Source organism: Streptomyces sp. CA-111067 (genome assembly GCF_050956065.1).
In the GTDB taxonomy this organism is placed as follows: domain Bacteria; phylum Actinomycetota; class Actinomycetes; order Streptomycetales; family Streptomycetaceae; genus Actinacidiphila.
Genome location: NZ_CP192103.1, coordinates 1,706,440 through 1,722,424 on the forward strand (window position 1 = coordinate 1,706,440; position 15,985 = coordinate 1,722,424).

Here is a 15,985-nt window from a genome sequence, read left to right on the forward strand (position 1 = left end):
CGGCACCCCTGCGCCGCCGTCAGAAGCCGCCCCGGTGCAGCCGGCCCGCGTAGTGCTCCTCCAGGAGGGCGTTGCGCTCGTAGCCGCCGGGCAGGTTCGCGGAGATGTAGACCGGCGCCTGCCTGCCCTCGGCGGTGAGCAGGCCGACGGCCTCGGCGACGACCATCTGCACCAGCAGCGCGGAGGTGATCGTGGACACCCCGCAGAGCGCGCCGCCGTCGGGCAGCGGCAGCAGCGCGTCGCCGGCCGGCGCGCAGTTGTCCAGGACGGCGTCGGCGAGGTCGGCCAGGTGCTCGCCGCTGGGGTGCAGCGCGGGCACCGCCCGGGTGTGGGTCAGCGAGGTCAGCGCGATCAGCGGGTGGCCGGCCTCCTTGACCAGCAGCGCCATGTCGATCACCGAGTTGTTCACCCCGGAGTTGGAGACGATCACGAACAGGTCCTGCGGGTGCGGCGCGGCCAGCTCGTAGAGCCGCCTGGCCAGGCCCGGGGAGCGTTCCAGCAGCGGGTCGGCGAGCACCGACCGGTCCTCGCCGCCGCGCAGTACCAGGTCGGCCAGGCCGATCCGGTTGGTGGGGATCAGGCCGCCGGCCCGGCCGACGATCTCCAGGACGGTGGCCTGGGAGTGGCCGGTGCCGAAGCCGTGGACGACGCCGTCGGCGGCGACGCAGTCGGCGAAGAGCCGGGCGGCGGCGGCCACCGTGGCCTTGTTGGCCTCGATCGCGCGGTCCGCGGCGGCGCGGCTCTCGTCGGCGAACCGAGCGGCGCTGAGCTGTGGTTCGGCCATGGCCGAGCCCCCTTGCTGGAGTGGGCGGTACGGGCTCAGTCAACCACCGAGCCGACGGTTCGATGAAACAATGAACCACCGGTCAGGTCAATACGCTCCCCTATACCGGCTCGCGGACGACCGTTCCCGTACGCCGGGGCTCCCGCACGGGCATCAGTCGCGGCCTCACTCCAGCAGCAGCCTGGCCAGCGCCGCCGCTCCCGCAGCGCCGTCAGGCACCGGGAAGAGCCGCAGACCCAGCCCGTCCAGCCGGTCCGCCACCCGGCCCAGCAGCGGCCCGCCCGGGCCGAGCAGCCCGCCGGTCACCACCAGCGGCTCCCCCGGCCGCGGCCCCAGCGCCCGTACCGAGCCGGCCAGCAGGTCGGCGGCCCGGTCGAGCAGCCGCCCGGCCACCGCGTCACCGGTGTCCGCCGCCGCGAAGGCCACCGGGCTGAGCAGCGCGAGCAGCACCGGGGCCCGGTCGTACGCGGCGGAGACGATCGACTCGGCGAGCAGGTGCCGCTGCACGGGACCGAGTCGGTCGGCCGGCGCCTGGTACTCCGGCGCGCTCAGGTAGTGCGCGGCGACCGCGTCCACCAGCGCGGTCCACGGCCCGCGGCCGTCCAGCGCTTCGAGCGCGGCCCGCACCGCCCGGTCGCCCAGCCAGAAGCCGCTGCCCTCGTCGCCGAGCAGCCAGCCGTGGCCGTCCACCACCAGTTCGCGCCGCCGGCCGGACAGCCGGGCGGCGATGGCGCCGGTGCCCGCGACCAGCACCAGGCCGTCGGCGGGCGCGCCCGGCGCCGCGGCCAGCGCGATGTCGGTGTCGCCGCCGATGGCGACCGCGGCCGGGCGAAACCCGCCCGCGGCCAGCGCGTCCTTCAGGCAGGACAGCGCCAGCTCCTCGCCGCGCTCGGGGCCGAGCCCGGGCGCCGCGCCGGCGAAGCCGCCGTGCACCGCGGCCACCGCGGCGCGCTGCCCGGGCGGCACGGCACCGGCCAGCGCGGCGCCCAGGTGCCGGGTCAGGTCGGCGCGGCCGACGCTCAGCGGGTTGCCGGGGCCGCCGGTGCCGTGGCCGAGCGGGGCGCCGCCGGGCGCGGCCGGCGCGAGGCAGGCCCGGATGCGGGTGCCGCCCGCATCGATGCCGACCACCAGCGATTGGCTGTAAGTTTCAGTCATCGCCCTGCATGGTGGTTGATGGATTCACCGGGCACAAGACCCGGGCCGCCCCCGCTGCCGGCCGAGACCGGCTCCACCGGCGCCGGCACCGTACGAGAGGAGCCCGCCGTGATCACCGCCCTGATCCGCTCCGAACTCCCCCGGATGTCCGGATCGCTGCGCAAGGTGGGCGAGCTGGTGCTCGCCGACCCGGTGGCCGCCACCCACGGCTCGGCGGCCGAGCTGGGCCGCCGTACCGGCACCTCGCAGGCCACCGTGACCCGGTTCTGCCGGGCGATCGGCCTCGACTCGTACCAGCAGCTGCTGATCGAGCTGGCGCAGGAGCAGGGCCGCAGCGAGGTGGTGCCGAGCCCGGCCGCGCTCGGGCCGCGGATCGGCCCGGGGGACGACCTGGAGCAGGTGATCGCGGTGGTGGCGGACGCCGATCTGCGGGCGCTGCGGCACACCGCCGACCTGCTCGACCGGGAGGCACTCGAAAGGGCCGCACAGGCGCTCGCCGGGGCCCGCAGGATCGATGTCTACGGGGTCGGCGGCTCCGGCATCGTGGCCCGCGAGACGCAGGCCCGGCTGTTCGGCATCGGCTGCGCGGCACACGCCTGGACAGAGGTGCACGCGGCCGAGACCTCCGCCGCGCTGCTGACACCCTCGGACGCGGTGGTCGCCGTCTCGCACTCGGGGGCCACCCGGGAGGTGCTCGACCCGCTGCGGCTGGCCGCGGAGCGCGGGGCCGCCACCGTCGCCGTCACCGGTGACCCGCGGTCGCCGATCGCGCAGGCCGCCGATGTGCGGCTGACCTCGTTCTCGGGGGAGACCAGCTTCCGGCGCGGCAACTTCGGAACCCGGCACTCGGTGCTGCTGATCGTGGACTGCCTCTACGCGCGGGTCGCCCAGCTGACCTACGAGCGGGCGACCGCGGCCATCGCGCTCACGGCGCACATCGCGGACCGGCACGCCGCCCGCCCGCGCCGCCGCTGAGCCCTATGGCGAGGTGTACAGGGCAGGGGTGCGCGGGGCGCGGGGCGTCAGATCTCGCCGCGCAGCTTCGCCAGCGCCTCGGCGAGGATCGCCTCGCCGTCGGCGGCCGAGCGCCGCTCCCGTACGTAGGCGAGGTGGGTCTTGTAGGGCTCGGTCCGCGGCGGGGCCGGCGGATTCTCCTCGTCCTGGCCGGCCGGGAAGCCGCAGCGGGGACAGTCCCAGGTCTCCGGGATCTGCGCGTCGCTGGCGAAACTCGGCTGGGTCTCATGCCCGTTGGAGCACCAGAAGGAGATCCGCAGACGAGGCGCGGACTCGCCGCGCTCGGCCTCTCCCATCGGCCCCGCCCCGACCCTGCTGCCACGGATCGCGTTGCCACTTGCCACGGTCGTAACTCCCTGCGTGATGGTGCTGCGAGGTCGCCCAGTGTACGGAGACCGGTCCAGCCCCGCGTCGGCGGGAAAGGGCACCGTATCCCAAGGCGCCGTTCCATGATAAGTCGCGTTGGCGACGGGGCGTCAGCTCTGCCTGGATACGCGGGAGTAGGACGCCGCTGTCAGTTCTGGTACTTCATCACCAGACCGAGCGTGACGATGCAGGCGAACCAGGCGAGGCCGACCACGACGGTGATCCGGTCGAGGTTGCGCTCGGCCACCGAGGAACCGCCGACGGAGGACTGCATGCCGCCGCCGAACATGTCGGACAGGCCGCCGCCCTTGCCCTTGTGCATCAGCACCAGCATCAGGAGCAGAAGGCTGAAAACGATGAGGGCGATGGAGAACCCGATGACCACGGCTGGACCAACTCTCTCGACTACATGACTACAGGCACGGGGCCGGACGGCAGGCTGACGCCGACCCGGCCCCGACAGGGTACTTCCTCAGGGCCTTGTCAGCCCACTGTCCGGTATCGACCGGTCCGCAGGGCTACTGGTCGCGGAACCGGACGATCTTGACGAACTCCTCCGCGTCCAGCGCGGCACCGCCCACCAGGGCGCCGTCCACGTCGGGCTGCTTCATGATCGCCGCGACGTTGCCGGCCTTGACCGAGCCGCCGTACTGGATCCGGACGGCGTCGGCCAGCTCCTGGTCGTACAGCTCCGCCAGCCGGCCGCGGATCGCCCCGCAGACCTCCTGGGCGTCCTCCGGGGTGGCCACCTCGCCGGTGCCGATCGCCCAGACCGGCTCATAGGCGACCACGATGGTGGCGGCCTGCTCGGCCGGCACGTCCTTGAGGGCGCCGTCGAGCTGGGCCAGGGTGTGCGGGACCTGCTGCCCGGCCTTGCGGACGTCCAGGCCCTCGCCGACGCACAGGATCGGGGTGATGCCGTTCCGGAACGCGGCCTTGACCTTGGCGTTGACGATCGGCTCGTCCTCGCCGTGGTACTGCCGGCGCTCGGAGTGCCCGATGGCCACGTAGGTGCACTTCAGCTTGGACAGCATCGGACCGGAGATCTCCCCGGTGTATGCGCCGGAGTCGTGCGCGGAGATGTCCTGGGCGCCGTACCTGATCTTCAGCCGGTCGCCGTCGGTCAGGGTCTGCACCGAGCGCAGGTCGGTGAACGGCACCAGGACGGCGGTCTCGACGACCGCGTAGTCCTTGTCGGTGAGGGCGAAGGACAGCTTCTGCACGTGGGCGATGGCCTCGAGGTGGTTGAGGTTCATCTTCCAGTTCCCCGCCATCAGCGGGGTGCGGGTCTGCTCAGTCATGGCGGGGTCACTTCTCCAGTGCGGCGAGACCGGGCAGGGTCTTGCCTTCGAGGTATTCCAGGCTGGCGCCGCCGCCGGTGGAAATATGGCCGAAAGCGTTCTCGTCGAAGCCCAGGATGCGGACCGCGGCGGCCGAGTCGCCGCCGCCGACCACGCTGAACGCGTCGGAGTCCACCAGCGCCTGCGCCACGGCACGGGTGCCGTCGGCGAAGTCCGGGTGCTCGAAGACGCCCATCGGGCCGTTCCAGAAGATGGTGGCGGCGTCCGCGAGCTTGGCGGCGAACAGCTTGCGGGACTCCGGGCCGATGTCCAGGCCGATCACGTCGGCCGGGATGGCGTCCACCGCGGCGGTGACCGGCGAGGCCGGGGCCTTGGTCTTCAGGTCGGGGAACTCGGTGGCGCCGATCACGTCGACCGGCAGCACGAACTCCACGCCCTTGGCCTTCGCGCGCTCCAGGTACTCGCGCACCACCGGGAGCTGGTCCTCCTGGAGCAGGCTCTTGCCGACCTCGTGGCCCTGGGCCTTGAGGAAGGTGAAGACCATGCCGCCGCCGACCAGGATCCGGTCGGCCTTCTCCAGCAGGTGGTCGATCACGCCGAGCTTGTCGGAGACCTTGGAGCCGCCGAGCACCACCGCGTACGGGCGCGAGACGTCCTCGGTGAGCTTCTTCAGCACCCCGACCTCGGTGGCGATCAGCCCTCCGGCCGCGTGCGGCAGCCGGGCGGGCAGGTCGTAGACCGAGGCGTGCTTGCGGTGCACCGCACCGAAGCCGTCGCCGACGTAGACGTCGGCGAGCTCGGCGAGCCGGTCGGCGAAGGCGCCGCGCTCGGCGTCGTCCTTGGCGGTCTCGCCGGCGTTGAAGCGCAGGTTCTCCAGCAGCGCCACCCCGCCCTCGGCCAGCCCTGCCACGGTGGCGCGCGCGCCGTCACCGACGGTGTCGGCGGCGAAAGCCACGTCCGTGCCGAGCAGCTCGCCCAGCCGCCGGGCGACCGGGGCGAGCGAGAACTGCGGGTCGGGCTCGCCCTTGGGGCGGCCCAGGTGCGAGGCGACGATCACCTTGGCGCCGGCCGCGGCCAGCGCCTTGATCGTCGGTACGGCGGCGCGGATCCGGCCGTCGTCGGTGATGGTCTCGCCGGACAGCGGGACGTTCAGGTCGGCGCGGACGAACACCCGCTTGCCGGCGATCTGCCCCTGGCTGATCAGGTCGTCGATCGTCTTCATCGTTGCGGTCTTCTCCTACGTGCTGGTGACTGCTGGCTGGCCGCCGGCCGGTGGCCGGCTACGCACGGAAAACAGGGCCCGGACCGGCGCGTCATCGCACCCGTCCGGGCCCTGTCACTCACATCGCTGCGGTTCGGCTGAGTCGAGGCGTCAGAGCCGCTCGCCGACGAAGACCGCGAGGTCCACCAGGCGGTTGGAGTAGCCCCACTCGTTGTCGTACCAGCCGATGACCTTGACCGTCTTGCCCTGGACCAGGGTCAGCGAGGAGTCGAAGGTGCAGGAGGCCGGCCAGTTCACGATGTCGGAGGACACGATCGGGTCCTCGGTGTACTCGAGGATGCCCTTGAGCTGGCCCTCGGCCGCCTTCTGGAAGGCCGCGTTGACCTCGTCCTTGGTGACCTCGCGCTCCAGGTCGACCACCAGGTCGGTGACCGAGCCGGTGGGCACCGGGACGCGCATCGCGATGCCGTCGAGCTTGCCCGCGAGCTCCGGGATGACCAGCGCGGTGGCCTTGGCGGCACCCGTGGTGGTCGGGATGATGTTCTCCGCGGCGGCGCGGGCGCGGCGCAGGTCCTTGTGCGGGAAGTCCAGGATGCGCTGGTCGTTGGTGTACGCGTGCACCGTCGTCATCAGGCCCTTGACGACACCGAAGTTCTCCAGCAGCACCTTCGCCATCGGCGCCACGCAGTTGGTGGTGCAGGAGGCGTTGGAGATGATGTGGTGGCTGGCGGCGTCGTACTTCTCGTGGTTGACGCCCATCACGATCGTGATGTCCTCGTCCTTGGCGGGCGCCGAGATGATGACCTTCTTGGCACCGCCGGCGATGTGCTTGCCGGCGTCGGCCGCCTTGGTGAAGATGCCGGTGGACTCGACCACGATGTCGACACCCAGCTCGCCCCACTTGATGGCGGCGGGGTCGCGCTCGGCGAGCACCTTGATCGTCTTGCCGTCCACGGTGATGGAGTCCGCGGTGTGGGTGACCTCGGCCTTGAGGCGTCCCAGGATGGTGTCGTACTTCAGCAGGTGTGCCGTCGTCGCGGTGTCACCAAGGTCGTTGACAGCCACGATCTCGATGTCCGCGCCCTGCTCCAGGGCGGCGCGGAAGAAGTTACGACCGATGCGGCCAAAGCCGTTGATGCCTACCCGGATCGTCACGAACCGATCTCCTCGTTCAGTCGCCGGAGTCCCACTCCGGCTGCGAAATTTGGGATGTCCCCGACCACCCCTGAGCCTACCCGGCCGGGCTGTGGGAAGTGACACCGCCCAGCCACCGCCCGCGACGCGCGGGCGGCCCCGGCCGCGCCCGGGCTGCCGAGGGGGTGCGGGTCAGCCGACCATCTCGTCGGTCAGGTTGGCCTCGGTGCCCGGCAGGCCCAGATCCGAGGCGCGCTTGTCGGCCATCGCCAGCAGGCGGCGGATCCGGCCCGCCACCGCGTCCTTGGTCAGCGGCGGCTCCGCCAGCGAGCCCAGCTCCTCCAGGGACGCCTGCTTGTGGTCCATCCGCAGCCGGCCGGCCGCCGCCAGGTGCTCGGGCACGTCGTCGGCCAGGATCTCCAGCGCGCGCTGGACGCGGGCGCCCGCCGCCACCGCGGCCCGCGCGGAGCGGCGCAGGTTCGCGTCGTCGAAGTTGGCCAGCCGGTTGGCGGTGGCGCGCACCTCGCGCCGCATCCGCCGCTCCTCCCAGGCCAGCACCGAGTCATGCGCGCCGAGCCGGGTGAGCAGCGCGCCGATCGCGTCGCCATCGCGGACCACGACCCGGTCCACGTTGCGCACCTCGCGGGCCTTCGCCGGGATCTGCAGCCTGCGGGCCGCGCCGACCAGCGCGAGCGCGGCCTCCGGGCCCGGGCAGGTGACCTCCAGGGAGGACGAGCGGCCGGGCTCGGTCAGCGAGCCGTGCGCCAGGAAGGCGCCGCGCCAGGCCGCCTCCGCGTCACAGGTCGCGCCGGAGACCACCTGCGGCGGCAGCCCGCGGATCGGCCGGCCGCGGCCGTCCACCAGGCCGGTCTGCCGGGCCAGCTGGTCGCCGCCGGCCACCACCCGCACCACGTACCTGCTGCCGCGGCGCAGCCCGCCGGGCGCCATCACCACCAGGTCGGAGGAGTGGCCGAAGATCTCCAGGATGTCCTTGCGGAGCCGCCGCGCGGCGATTCCGGTGTCCAGCTCCGCCTCGATCACGATCCGCCCGCTCACCAGGTGCAGACCGCCCGCGAACCGGAGGATCGACGAGACCTCCGCCTTGCGGCAGCAGGTCCGGGTGACGGGTAGCCGGGAGATCTCGTCCTTCACCGCTGCCGTCATCGCCATGGGCCGATCCTTCCACGCATACGAAAAATCCGGTCATACGCGGCGGCCAACAGCTCCGGGTCGTGCCGCGGCCCGTCGGGGGCGGCGACCGGGGCCAGCTCGACCGTACCTCCCAACCGCTCCGCCGCCTCGTCGAGGCTTGCGCGGTCGGGTACGGCGGCCTCGTCGGCGAGAACCACGTCGATGGTGAGTTTAGGGGCGTGTCGCCCCAAAACCTCCAAGTGACGCTGCGGAGAAAATCCGTCGGTCTCCCCCGGCTGCGGGGCCAGGTTCAGCGTCAGTACCCGGCGCGCCCTGGTCGTCATCAGGGCCTGCGCCAGTTCCGGTACCAGTAGATGCGGAATCACCGAGGAGAACCAGGACCCCGGGCCAAGGACCACCCAGTCGGCGTCAAGAACAGCCTGTACGGCCTCCGGAACGGCCGGCGGATCGGAGGGCAGCACGCTCACCTGCTGCACCTCTCCGGGGGTCAGCGCGACGGTGGCCTGGCCCCGTACGGTCGAGATCTCGTCCGGCGCGTCGGGGTCGTGGCCGCGGACGGTGGCATGCAGGTCGAGCGGCACCGCGGACATCGGCAGCACCCTGCCGTGCGCGCCCAGCAGCCTGCCGACCCACTCCAGGGCGGCCACCTCGTCGTTCAGCTGCTCCCACAGGGCGACGATCAGCAGGTTGCCGACCGCGTGGCCGTGCAGGTCGCCCTTGCTGACGAAGCGGTGCTGGAGCACCCGGGACCAGGTCTGCCCCCACTCGTCGTCCCCGCACAGCGCGGCCAGCGCCATCCGCAGGTCGCCGGGCGGCAGCACGCCCATCTCGGTGCGCAGCCGGCCGCTGGAGCCGCCGTCGTCGGCGACGGTGACCACCGCGGTCAGGTCGCCGGTGATCCGGCGCAGCGCGGCGAGGGAGGCGGCCAGGCCGTGCCCGCCGCCCAGGGCGACCACCTTCGGCTGCGCCCCGGAGCGGCGCCCCACCGGGCGGCGCCGCCGACCCGTGTTGATCACTCGCGCCCCATGTCCCTGTGTACCGTCACCGTCTCCACGCCGTCGGCGGCCAGCCGGGCCGCGAGCCGTTCCGACATCGCCACGCTGCGGTGCTTGCCGCCGGTGCAGCCGACCGCGATCGTCACATAGCGCTTGCCCTCGCGGCGGTAACCGGCCGCGATGATGTGCAGCAGCTCGGCGTACCGGTCGAGGAACTCCTTGGCGCCGGGCTGGTTGAAGACGTAGGTGGCGACCTCGTCGTTGAGCCCGGTGAACGGGCGCAGCTCGGGCACCCAGTGCGGGTTGGGCAGGAAGCGGCAGTCGACCACCAGGTCCGCGTCCACCGGCAGGCCGTACTTGAAGCCGAACGACATGACGGTGGCGCGCAGCTCCTGCTCCTCCTCGCCGGCGAACTGCGCGTCGAGCTTGGCGCGCAGCTCGTGCACGTTGAGGCTGGAGGTGTCGATCACCAGGTCGGCGTCGCCGCGCAGCTCGCGCAGCAGGTCCCGCTCGGCCGCGATGCCGTCCACGATCCGGCCGGAGCCCTGCAACGGGTGCGGGCGGCGTACCGACTCGAAGCGGCGGACCAGCGCGTCGTCGGACGCCTCCAGGAAGATCACCCGGCGCTTGACGCTCTTGTTCTCCAGGTCGGCGAGCGACTCGCGCAGGTTGTCGAAGAACCGCCGGCCGCGGACGTCCACGACCACGGCGATCCTGGCCACGTTGCCCTGCGAGCGGGCGCCCAGGTCCACCATGGTGGGGATCAGCGCGGGCGGCAGGTTGTCCACCACGAACCAGCCGAGGTCCTCCAGGCACTTCGCCGCGGTGCTGCGGCCCGCGCCCGACATGCCGGAGATGATCACCAGCTCGGGGATGGCCTCCGCGGCCTCTCCCGCTCCGCCACCGGTCATGTGGCCACCGTCCTGTCCGTCCCGCGGTTCCTGCTGCCCGTCGAGCCGGCTGTCCTGCCGCTCGTCGTGCCGCTCCTCGTGCCGCTGATCGTGTTCGTCCTGCTCGCTCATCCGCTGCTCCCCCGTTGGTCGTGGTCGTTTTCGATGATCTCCCCGGTCGCGGTGTTCACCGCGGGGGCGGCCGGCGCCGCGGACGCCAGGGCCGCGGCGACCGTCTCCGCGGTGTGCCGGCCGATGCCCGGGACCTCGCAGATCTCGTCGATGGTGGCCGCCCGCAGCCGCTTCAGCGAACCGAAGTGCTTCAGCAACGCCTGCCTGCGGGTCTCGCCGAGGCCGGGCACGGCGTCGAGCGCGCCGGCCTTCATCGACTTGGAACGCTTGCTGCGCTGGTAGGCGATGGCGAAGCGGTGTGCCTCGTCCCGCACCCGTTGCAGCAGATACAGGCCCTCGCTGGTCCGCGGCAGGATCACCGGGTCGTCCTGGCCGGGCAGCCAGACCTCCTCCAGCCGCTTGGCCAGGCCGCAGACCGCCACATCGGCTATCCCCAGCTCGTCCAGCGCCCGGCGGGCGGCGGCGACCTGCGGCTGGCCGCCGTCCACCACCACCAGCTGCGGGGGGTAGGCGAACTTGCGCGGCCGGCCGGTGTCGGGGTCGATCGGGCCGGACACCGGGGCCGGTCCTGACTCGGCGGCGGCAGGGGCGGGACCGGCGGGCTCGCCGGTCTGATCGGGCCCGGTGGTCTGGCCCTGCTCGGTGGTCTGGCCGGGCCCGGTGGTCTGGCCGGGCTCGGCGGACTCCTCCTGCCACTCCCCCGTCTTCTGCTTCTCCGCCAGGTAGCGGCGGAACCTGCGCGAGATCACCTCGTGCATCGAGCGGACGTCGTCCTGGCCCTCGAAGGACTTGATCTGGAAGCGGCGGTACTCGCTCTTGCGCACCAGGCCGTCCTCGAAGACCACCATCGACGCCACGACGTCGTCACCTTGCAGATGGCTGATGTCGTAGCACTCGATGCGCAGCGGCGCGGTGTCCAGGTCGAGTGCCTCGGCGATCTCCTCCAGCGCGCGCGACCGGGTGGTCAGATCCGACGCGCGCCTGGTCTTGTGCAGGGCCAGCGCCTGCTGCGCGTTGCGCTGCACGGTGGCCATCAGGTCCTTCTTGTCGCCGCGCTGCGGGATCCGCAGGCTGACCTGCGAGCCGCGCCGCTCGGCGAGCCACTGGGCGACCGGTTCGTACGGCGCGGGCAGCGCCGGGACCAGCACCTCCTTGGGTACGCCGCCGCTGCCGCCGGACTGCTCGGCGTCCCCCTGCTCGTCCCCGTACAGCTGCTGGATGGCGTGCTCGACCAGGCCCGCGGTGTCGACCGCCTCGACCTTGTCGGTGACCCAGCCGCGCTGGCCGCGCACCCGGCCGCCGCGGACGTGGAAGATCTGTACGGCGGCCTCCAACTCGTCCTCGGCCACCGCGATCAGGTCGGCGTCGGTGGCGTCGGCGAGCACCACCGCGTTCTTCTCCATGGCGCGGCGCAGCGCCTCCAGGTCGTCCCGCAGCCGGGCCGCCTGCTCGTACTCCATCTCGGCGGCGGCCTCCTTCATCTGCTGCTCCAGGCGGCGCAGATAGGGGCCGGCGTGGCCGGCCATGAAGTCGCTGAACTCCTCGGCCAGTTCGCGGTGGTCGGCGGCGCTGATCCGGCCGACGCAGGGCGCCGAGCACTTGCCGATGTAGCCGAGCAGGCAGGGCCGGCCGATCTGCGCGGAGCGCTTGAACACCCCGGGCGAGCAGGTGCGGACCGGGAAGACCCGCAGCAGCAGGTCGACGGTCTCGCGGATCGCCCACGCGTGCGCGTACGGGCCGAAGTAGCGCACGCCCTTGCGCTTGGGGCCGCGCATCACCTGGACCCGGGGGAACTCCTCGTTCATCGTGACGGCGAGCGACGGATAGCTCTTGTCGTCGCGGTACTTGACGTTGAACCGGGGGTCGAACTCCTTGATCCAGGAGTATTCGAGCTGCAGCGCCTCGACCTCGGTGGCGACCACGGTCCACTCCACGGAGGCGGCCGTGGTGACCATGGTGGCGGTGCGCTGGTGCAGGTTGGTGAGGTCCTGGAAGTACGACGACAGCCGCTGCCGCAGGCTCTTGGCCTTGCCGACGTAGATCACCCGGCGGTGCTCGTCCCGGAACTTGTAGACCCCGGGAGAGTCCGGGATCTGGCCCGGCTTCGGTCGGTAGCTGCTGGGGTCTGCCATGTCTCCCACCCTACTGGCGAGATGTGACAAATCAGGTGCGGGTCCGGGACCTCGGGTCAGCTTGCCGGGCCCGCGGTGAGCTTGCCGCCGGCGGCCTTCACCGGGACCGCGGGCAGCGGCTTGGACGCCGGGCCCTGGACGACGGCGCCGGTGGCCGCGTCGAACTGGCTGCCGTGGCACGGGCAGGTGACGGTGGTGCCCTGGAGCTGGTCCACCACGCAGCCCTGGTGGGTGCAGACCGCGCTGAACGCCTTGAACGCGCCCTTGGTCGGCTGGGCCACGATCACCTTGTCCTCGCGGTAGAGCTTGGCGCCGCCGACCGGCACCGCGCTCGACGCGCCGAGGTCCACCGGTTTGGTGGGCCCGTCGGCGCCTTTCTTGCCGCCGCAGGCGGTCAGGCCGACCCCGGCGGCCCCGGCCAGCGCGGCACCCTGCAGAACGGTACGGCGGCGGGCGGGCGTTGCGCTGGTCATACGTACTCCTGGGCTGGTCTTACGTGCTCCCGGCCGGTCATACGCACTCCTGCGCCGGGGACGCGGGTGGGTCACTCTCGCGACCGAACCCTACGTCCCCGTCCTGTATGTCTGCCGGGCGCCCCGCCGTGCCGCCGCGGGGCGCCCCGCGCTATGCCTTGGCCGCCCGCTTCCGGGGCGCCGCCTTCTTGGCCGGGGCCTTGGCCGCCGTCTTGGTGGCGGCCTTCGCGGTCGTCTTGGCGGTCGTCTTCGCGGCGACCGTCTTGGCGGCGGTCTTCTTGGCCGCGACGGACTTGGCAGCGGTCTTCGCCGGGGCCTTCGTCGCGGACTTCGCCGGAGACTTCGCCGGGGTGCGCTTCTTCTGCGGGGGTACGGCGGCGGCCTCGCTGACCGCGTCCGCGCTCAGCACGTCCTGCAGGAACTTGCCGGTGTGGCTGGCCGGGATGCCGGCGATCTGCTCCGGGGTGCCCTCGGCGACCACCAGACCGCCGCCGTTGCCGCCCTCGGGGCCCATGTCGATCACCCAGTCGGCGGTCTTGATGACATCGAGGTTGTGCTCGATGACCACCACCGTGTTGCCCTTCTCCACCAGCCCGGACAGGACGTTGATCAGCTTGCTGATGTCCTCGAAGTGCAGACCGGTGGTCGGCTCGTCCAGGACGTAGACGGTCCGGCCGGTGGAGCGCTTCTGCAGCTCGGCGGAGAGCTTGACGCGCTGCGCCTCGCCGCCGGACAGCGTCGGCGCGGACTGCCCGAGCCGTACGTAGCCGAGGCCGACCTCGTTGAGGGTGCGCAGGTGGCGGGCGATGGCCGGCACCGCCTCGAAGAACTCCAGCGCCTCCTCGATCGGCATGTCCAGCACCTCGGCGATGGACTTGCCCTTGTAGTGCACCTCCAGGGTCTCCCGGTTGTACCGCGCGCCGTGGCAGACCTCGCACGGCACGTAGACGTCCGGCAGGAAGTTCATCTCGATCTTGATGGTGCCGTCACCGGAGCAGTTCTCGCAGCGGCCGCCCTTGACGTTGAAGGAGAAGCGGCCGGGCAGGTAGCCGCGGACCTTCGCCTCCATCGTCTCCGCGAAGAGCCGCCGCACATGGTCGAACACACCGGTGTACGTGGCCGGGTTGGACCGCGGGGTGCGGCCGATCGGCGACTGGTCGACGTGCACGACCTTGTCCACCAGGTCGTCGCCCTCCACCCGGGTGTGCCGGCCGGGGACGCTGCGGGCGCCGTTCAGCTCGCGGGCCAGGTGGGTGTACAGGATGTCGTTGACCAGCGTGGACTTGCCGGACCCCGAGACACCGGTGATCGCGGTGAGCACCCCGAGCGGGAAGGACACGTCGATGTCCTGCAGGTTGTGCTCGCGGGCGCCGTGCACGGTCAGCAGCCGGTCGCGGTCGATCGGCCGGCGGGTGGCGGGGGTCGCGATGAAGCGCTTGCCCGACAGGTACTGGCCGGTCAGCGACTCGTCGTTGACCAGCAGCTCCTTCAGCGAGCCCGAGTGCACCACATGGCCGCCGTGCTCGCCGGCGCCGGGGCCGATGTCGACCACCCAGTCGGCGGTCTTGATGGTGTCCTCGTCGTGCTCGACCACGATCAGGGTGTTGCCCAGGTCGCGCAGCCGCACCAGGGTCTCGATCAGCCGGTGGTTGTCGCGTTGGTGCAGGCCGATGGACGGCTCGTCCAGTACGTACAGCACGCCGACCAGGCCGGAGCCGATCTGGGTGGCCAGCCGGATGCGCTGTGCCTCGCCGCCGGACAGGGTGCCCGCGGCGCGGTTCAGCGAGAGGTAGTCCAGGCCGACGTCGACCAGGAACTTCAGCCGCTCGTTGACCTCCTTGAGCACCCGCTCGGCGATCTTCCGGTCCCGGGCGTCCAGCTTCATCCCGCCGAGGAACTCCGCGCAGTCGCTGATCGACATCGCCGAGATCTCGGCGATGGACCGGTCCTGGACGGTGACGGCGAGCACGATCGGCTTGAGCCGGCTGCCCCGGCAGGTCGGGCAGGGCACCTCGCGCATGTAGCCCTCGAAGCGCTCCCGGCTGGAGTCGCTCTCGGAGTCCTGGTGGCGGCGCTTGACGAACGGGATCGCGCCCTCGAACTGCGCGTTGTACACCCGCTCGCGGCCGTACCGGTTCTTGTACGCGACCCTGACCTGCGACTTGTGGCCGTACAGCAGCGCCTTCTTGGCGCGCACCGGCAGCCCGGCCCAGGGGATGTCGGTCCGGAAGCCGAGCTCCTGGGCGAGGCCGTCCACCAGGCGCTCGAAGTAGCCCTTGGACATGCCGCCGTTCCACGGCGCGACCGCGCCCTCGTCGAGCGACTTCTCCTCGTCGGGCACGATCAGCTCGGGGTCGACCTCCATCCGGGAGCCGATGCCGGTGCAGTCGGGGCAGGCGCCGAAGGGCGAGTTGAAGGAGAAGGAGCGCGGCTCCAGCTCCTCGAAGGACAGGTCGTCGTACGGGCAGTACAGGTGCTCGGAGAACATCCGCTCGCGCTGCGGGTCGTCCTCCGGCAGGTCCACGAAGTCCAGGATCACCATGCCGCCGGACAGCCCGAGCGCGGTCTCCACCGAGTCGGTGAGGCGGCGCTTGGCGCCCTCCTTGACGGTGAGGCGGTCGATGACCACCTCGACGGTGTGCTTCTCCTGCTTCTTCAGCTTGGGCGGGTCGCTGAGCTGGATCGTGGCGCCGTCCACCCGGGCCCGGCTGTAGCCCTTGGTCTGGAGGTCGGCGAACAGGTCGACGAACTCGCCCTTGCGCTCGCGCACCAGCGGCGACAGCACCTGGAAGCGGCTGCCCTCCTCCAGCTCCAGCACCCGGTCGACGATGGCCTGCGGGGACTGCCGGGAGATCGGCCGGCCGCACTCGGGGCAGTGCGGCTTGCCGATCCGGGCGAAGAGCAGCCGCAGGTAGTCGTAGACCTCGGTGATGGTGCCGACGGTGGAGCGGGGGTTGCGCGAGGTGGACTTCTGGTCGATCGAGACGGCCGGCGACAGCCCCTCGATGAAGTCCACGTCCGGCTTGTCCATCTGGCCGAGGAACTGCCGGGCGTAGGACGAGAGCGACTCGACGTACCGGCGCTGGCCCTCGGCGAAGATCGTGTCGAACGCGAGGGAGGACTTGCCCGAGCCGGACAGGCCCGTGAACACGATGAGCGAGTCACGGGGCAGGTCAAGCGACACGTTCTTCAGGTTGTGCTCGCGAGCGCCACGAACGGTGAGTCGATCGGCCAC

General features: G+C 71.9%; 14 protein-coding genes. 1 reads left to right on the forward strand and 13 read right to left on the reverse strand.

Going from position 1 to position 15,985, the window contains the following annotated elements:
• Positions 1 to 19 precede the first annotated feature (19 nt).
• Together ACQPW6_RS07465 and ACQPW6_RS07470 are read right to left on the reverse strand one after the other, a co-directional pair.
• Positions 20 to 784 (reverse strand): sugar isomerase domain-containing protein, encoded by a 765-nt coding sequence (locus tag ACQPW6_RS07465; protein WP_433888743.1) that lies wholly within the window; start codon positions 782 to 784, stop codon positions 20 to 22.
• 165 nt (positions 785 to 949) lie between these two features.
• Entirely contained in the window at positions 950 to 1,939 is a 990-nt protein-coding gene (locus ACQPW6_RS07470) for an N-acetylglucosamine kinase (protein WP_433888744.1), read from the reverse strand.
• A gap of 108 nt (positions 1,940 to 2,047) precedes the next feature.
• On the opposite strand from ACQPW6_RS07470, the gene ACQPW6_RS07475 reads away from it, so the two are divergent.
• The gene (locus ACQPW6_RS07475) at positions 2,048 to 2,914 is read left to right on the forward strand and encodes a MurR/RpiR family transcriptional regulator (RefSeq protein WP_433888745.1); all 867 of its coding nucleotides are present in this window, start codon (positions 2,048 to 2,050) and stop codon (positions 2,912 to 2,914) included.
• Between the two features lie 47 nt (positions 2,915 to 2,961).
• Here ACQPW6_RS07475 and ACQPW6_RS07480 read toward each other — a convergent pair whose 3' ends face one another.
• The 11 genes from ACQPW6_RS07480 to uvrA form a co-directional block, all read right to left on the reverse strand.
• Entirely contained in the window at positions 2,962 to 3,297 is a 336-nt protein-coding gene (locus ACQPW6_RS07480; protein WP_073497103.1) for an RNA polymerase-binding protein RbpA, read from the reverse strand.
• A gap of 170 nt (positions 3,298 to 3,467) precedes the next feature.
• Entirely contained in the window at positions 3,468 to 3,704 is a 237-nt protein-coding gene (secG, locus tag ACQPW6_RS07485) for a preprotein translocase subunit SecG (protein WP_433888746.1), read from the reverse strand.
• Between the two features lie 133 nt (positions 3,705 to 3,837).
• The gene (gene tpiA, locus ACQPW6_RS07490; protein ID WP_433888747.1) at positions 3,838 to 4,620 is read right to left on the reverse strand and encodes a triose-phosphate isomerase; all 783 of its coding nucleotides are present in this window, start codon (positions 4,618 to 4,620) and stop codon (positions 3,838 to 3,840) included.
• Positions 4,621 to 4,627: 7 nt separating this feature from the next.
• Positions 4,628 to 5,842, reverse strand: a complete 1,215-nt coding sequence (locus ACQPW6_RS07495) for a phosphoglycerate kinase (protein WP_433888748.1) — start codon at positions 5,840 to 5,842, stop codon at positions 4,628 to 4,630.
• A 150-nt stretch (positions 5,843 to 5,992) separates the two neighbouring features.
• Positions 5,993 to 6,997 carry a type I glyceraldehyde-3-phosphate dehydrogenase gene (gene gap, locus ACQPW6_RS07500; protein WP_433888749.1) on the reverse strand — a complete coding sequence of 335 codons (1,005 nt, stop codon included), beginning with the start codon at positions 6,995 to 6,997 and terminating at the stop codon, positions 5,993 to 5,995.
• Positions 6,998 to 7,168: 171 nt separating this feature from the next.
• Positions 7,169 to 8,146 (reverse strand): DNA-binding protein WhiA, encoded by a 978-nt coding sequence (gene whiA / locus ACQPW6_RS07505; RefSeq protein ID WP_433888750.1) that lies wholly within the window; start codon positions 8,144 to 8,146, stop codon positions 7,169 to 7,171.
• A complete protein-coding gene (locus ACQPW6_RS07510) occupies positions 8,137 to 9,144 on the reverse strand; it encodes a gluconeogenesis factor YvcK family protein (protein ID WP_433888751.1) in 1,008 nt (335 codons plus the stop codon). Before ACQPW6_RS07510 ends, whiA begins: the two co-directional genes overlap by 10 nt.
• Complete coding sequence (rapZ, locus tag ACQPW6_RS07515; RefSeq protein ID WP_433888752.1) at positions 9,141 to 10,145, reverse strand: RNase adapter RapZ; 1,005 nt, start codon at positions 10,143 to 10,145, stop codon at positions 9,141 to 9,143. The genes ACQPW6_RS07510 and rapZ overlap by 4 nt, the downstream gene beginning before the upstream one ends.
• Positions 10,142 to 12,277, reverse strand: a complete 2,136-nt coding sequence (gene uvrC / locus ACQPW6_RS07520) for an excinuclease ABC subunit UvrC (RefSeq protein ID WP_433888753.1) — start codon at positions 12,275 to 12,277, stop codon at positions 10,142 to 10,144. The genes rapZ and uvrC overlap by 4 nt, the downstream gene beginning before the upstream one ends.
• Before the next feature lie 56 nt (positions 12,278 to 12,333).
• Positions 12,334 to 12,750 carry a Rieske (2Fe-2S) protein gene (locus ACQPW6_RS07525; protein ID WP_433888754.1) on the reverse strand — a complete coding sequence of 139 codons (417 nt, stop codon included), beginning with the start codon at positions 12,748 to 12,750 and terminating at the stop codon, positions 12,334 to 12,336.
• Positions 12,751 to 12,901: 151 nt separating this feature from the next.
• Complete coding sequence (gene uvrA / locus ACQPW6_RS07530) at positions 12,902 to 15,985, reverse strand: excinuclease ABC subunit UvrA (protein WP_433888755.1); 3,084 nt, start codon at positions 15,983 to 15,985, stop codon at positions 12,902 to 12,904.

What these genes read in the sequence shown, in the direction of transcription:
- ACQPW6_RS07465 (WP_433888743.1), bottom strand. Translation starts at nt 784, where the DNA reads ATGGCCGAACCACAGCTCAGCGCCGCTCGGTTCGCCGACGAGAGCCGC.
- ACQPW6_RS07470 (WP_433888744.1), bottom strand. Translation starts at nt 1,939, where the DNA reads ATGACTGAAACTTACAGCCAATCGCTGGTGGTCGGCATCGATGCGGGC.
- tpiA (WP_433888747.1), bottom strand. Translation starts at nt 4,620, where the DNA reads ATGACTGAGCAGACCCGCACCCCGCTGATGGCGGGGAACTGGAAGATG.
- ACQPW6_RS07495 (WP_433888748.1), bottom strand. Translation starts at nt 5,842, where the DNA reads ATGAAGACGATCGACGACCTGATCAGCCAGGGGCAGATCGCCGGCAAG.
- whiA (WP_433888750.1), bottom strand. Translation starts at nt 8,146, where the DNA reads ATGGCGATGACGGCAGCGGTGAAGGACGAGATCTCCCGGCTACCCGTC.
- rapZ (WP_433888752.1), bottom strand. Translation starts at nt 10,145, where the DNA reads ATGAGCGAGCAGGACGAACACGATCAGCGGCACGAGGAGCGGCACGAC.
- uvrC (WP_433888753.1), bottom strand. Translation starts at nt 12,277, where the DNA reads ATGGCAGACCCCAGCAGCTACCGACCGAAGCCGGGCCAGATCCCGGAC.
- ACQPW6_RS07525 (WP_433888754.1), bottom strand. Translation starts at nt 12,750, where the DNA reads ATGACCAGCGCAACGCCCGCCCGCCGCCGTACCGTTCTGCAGGGTGCC.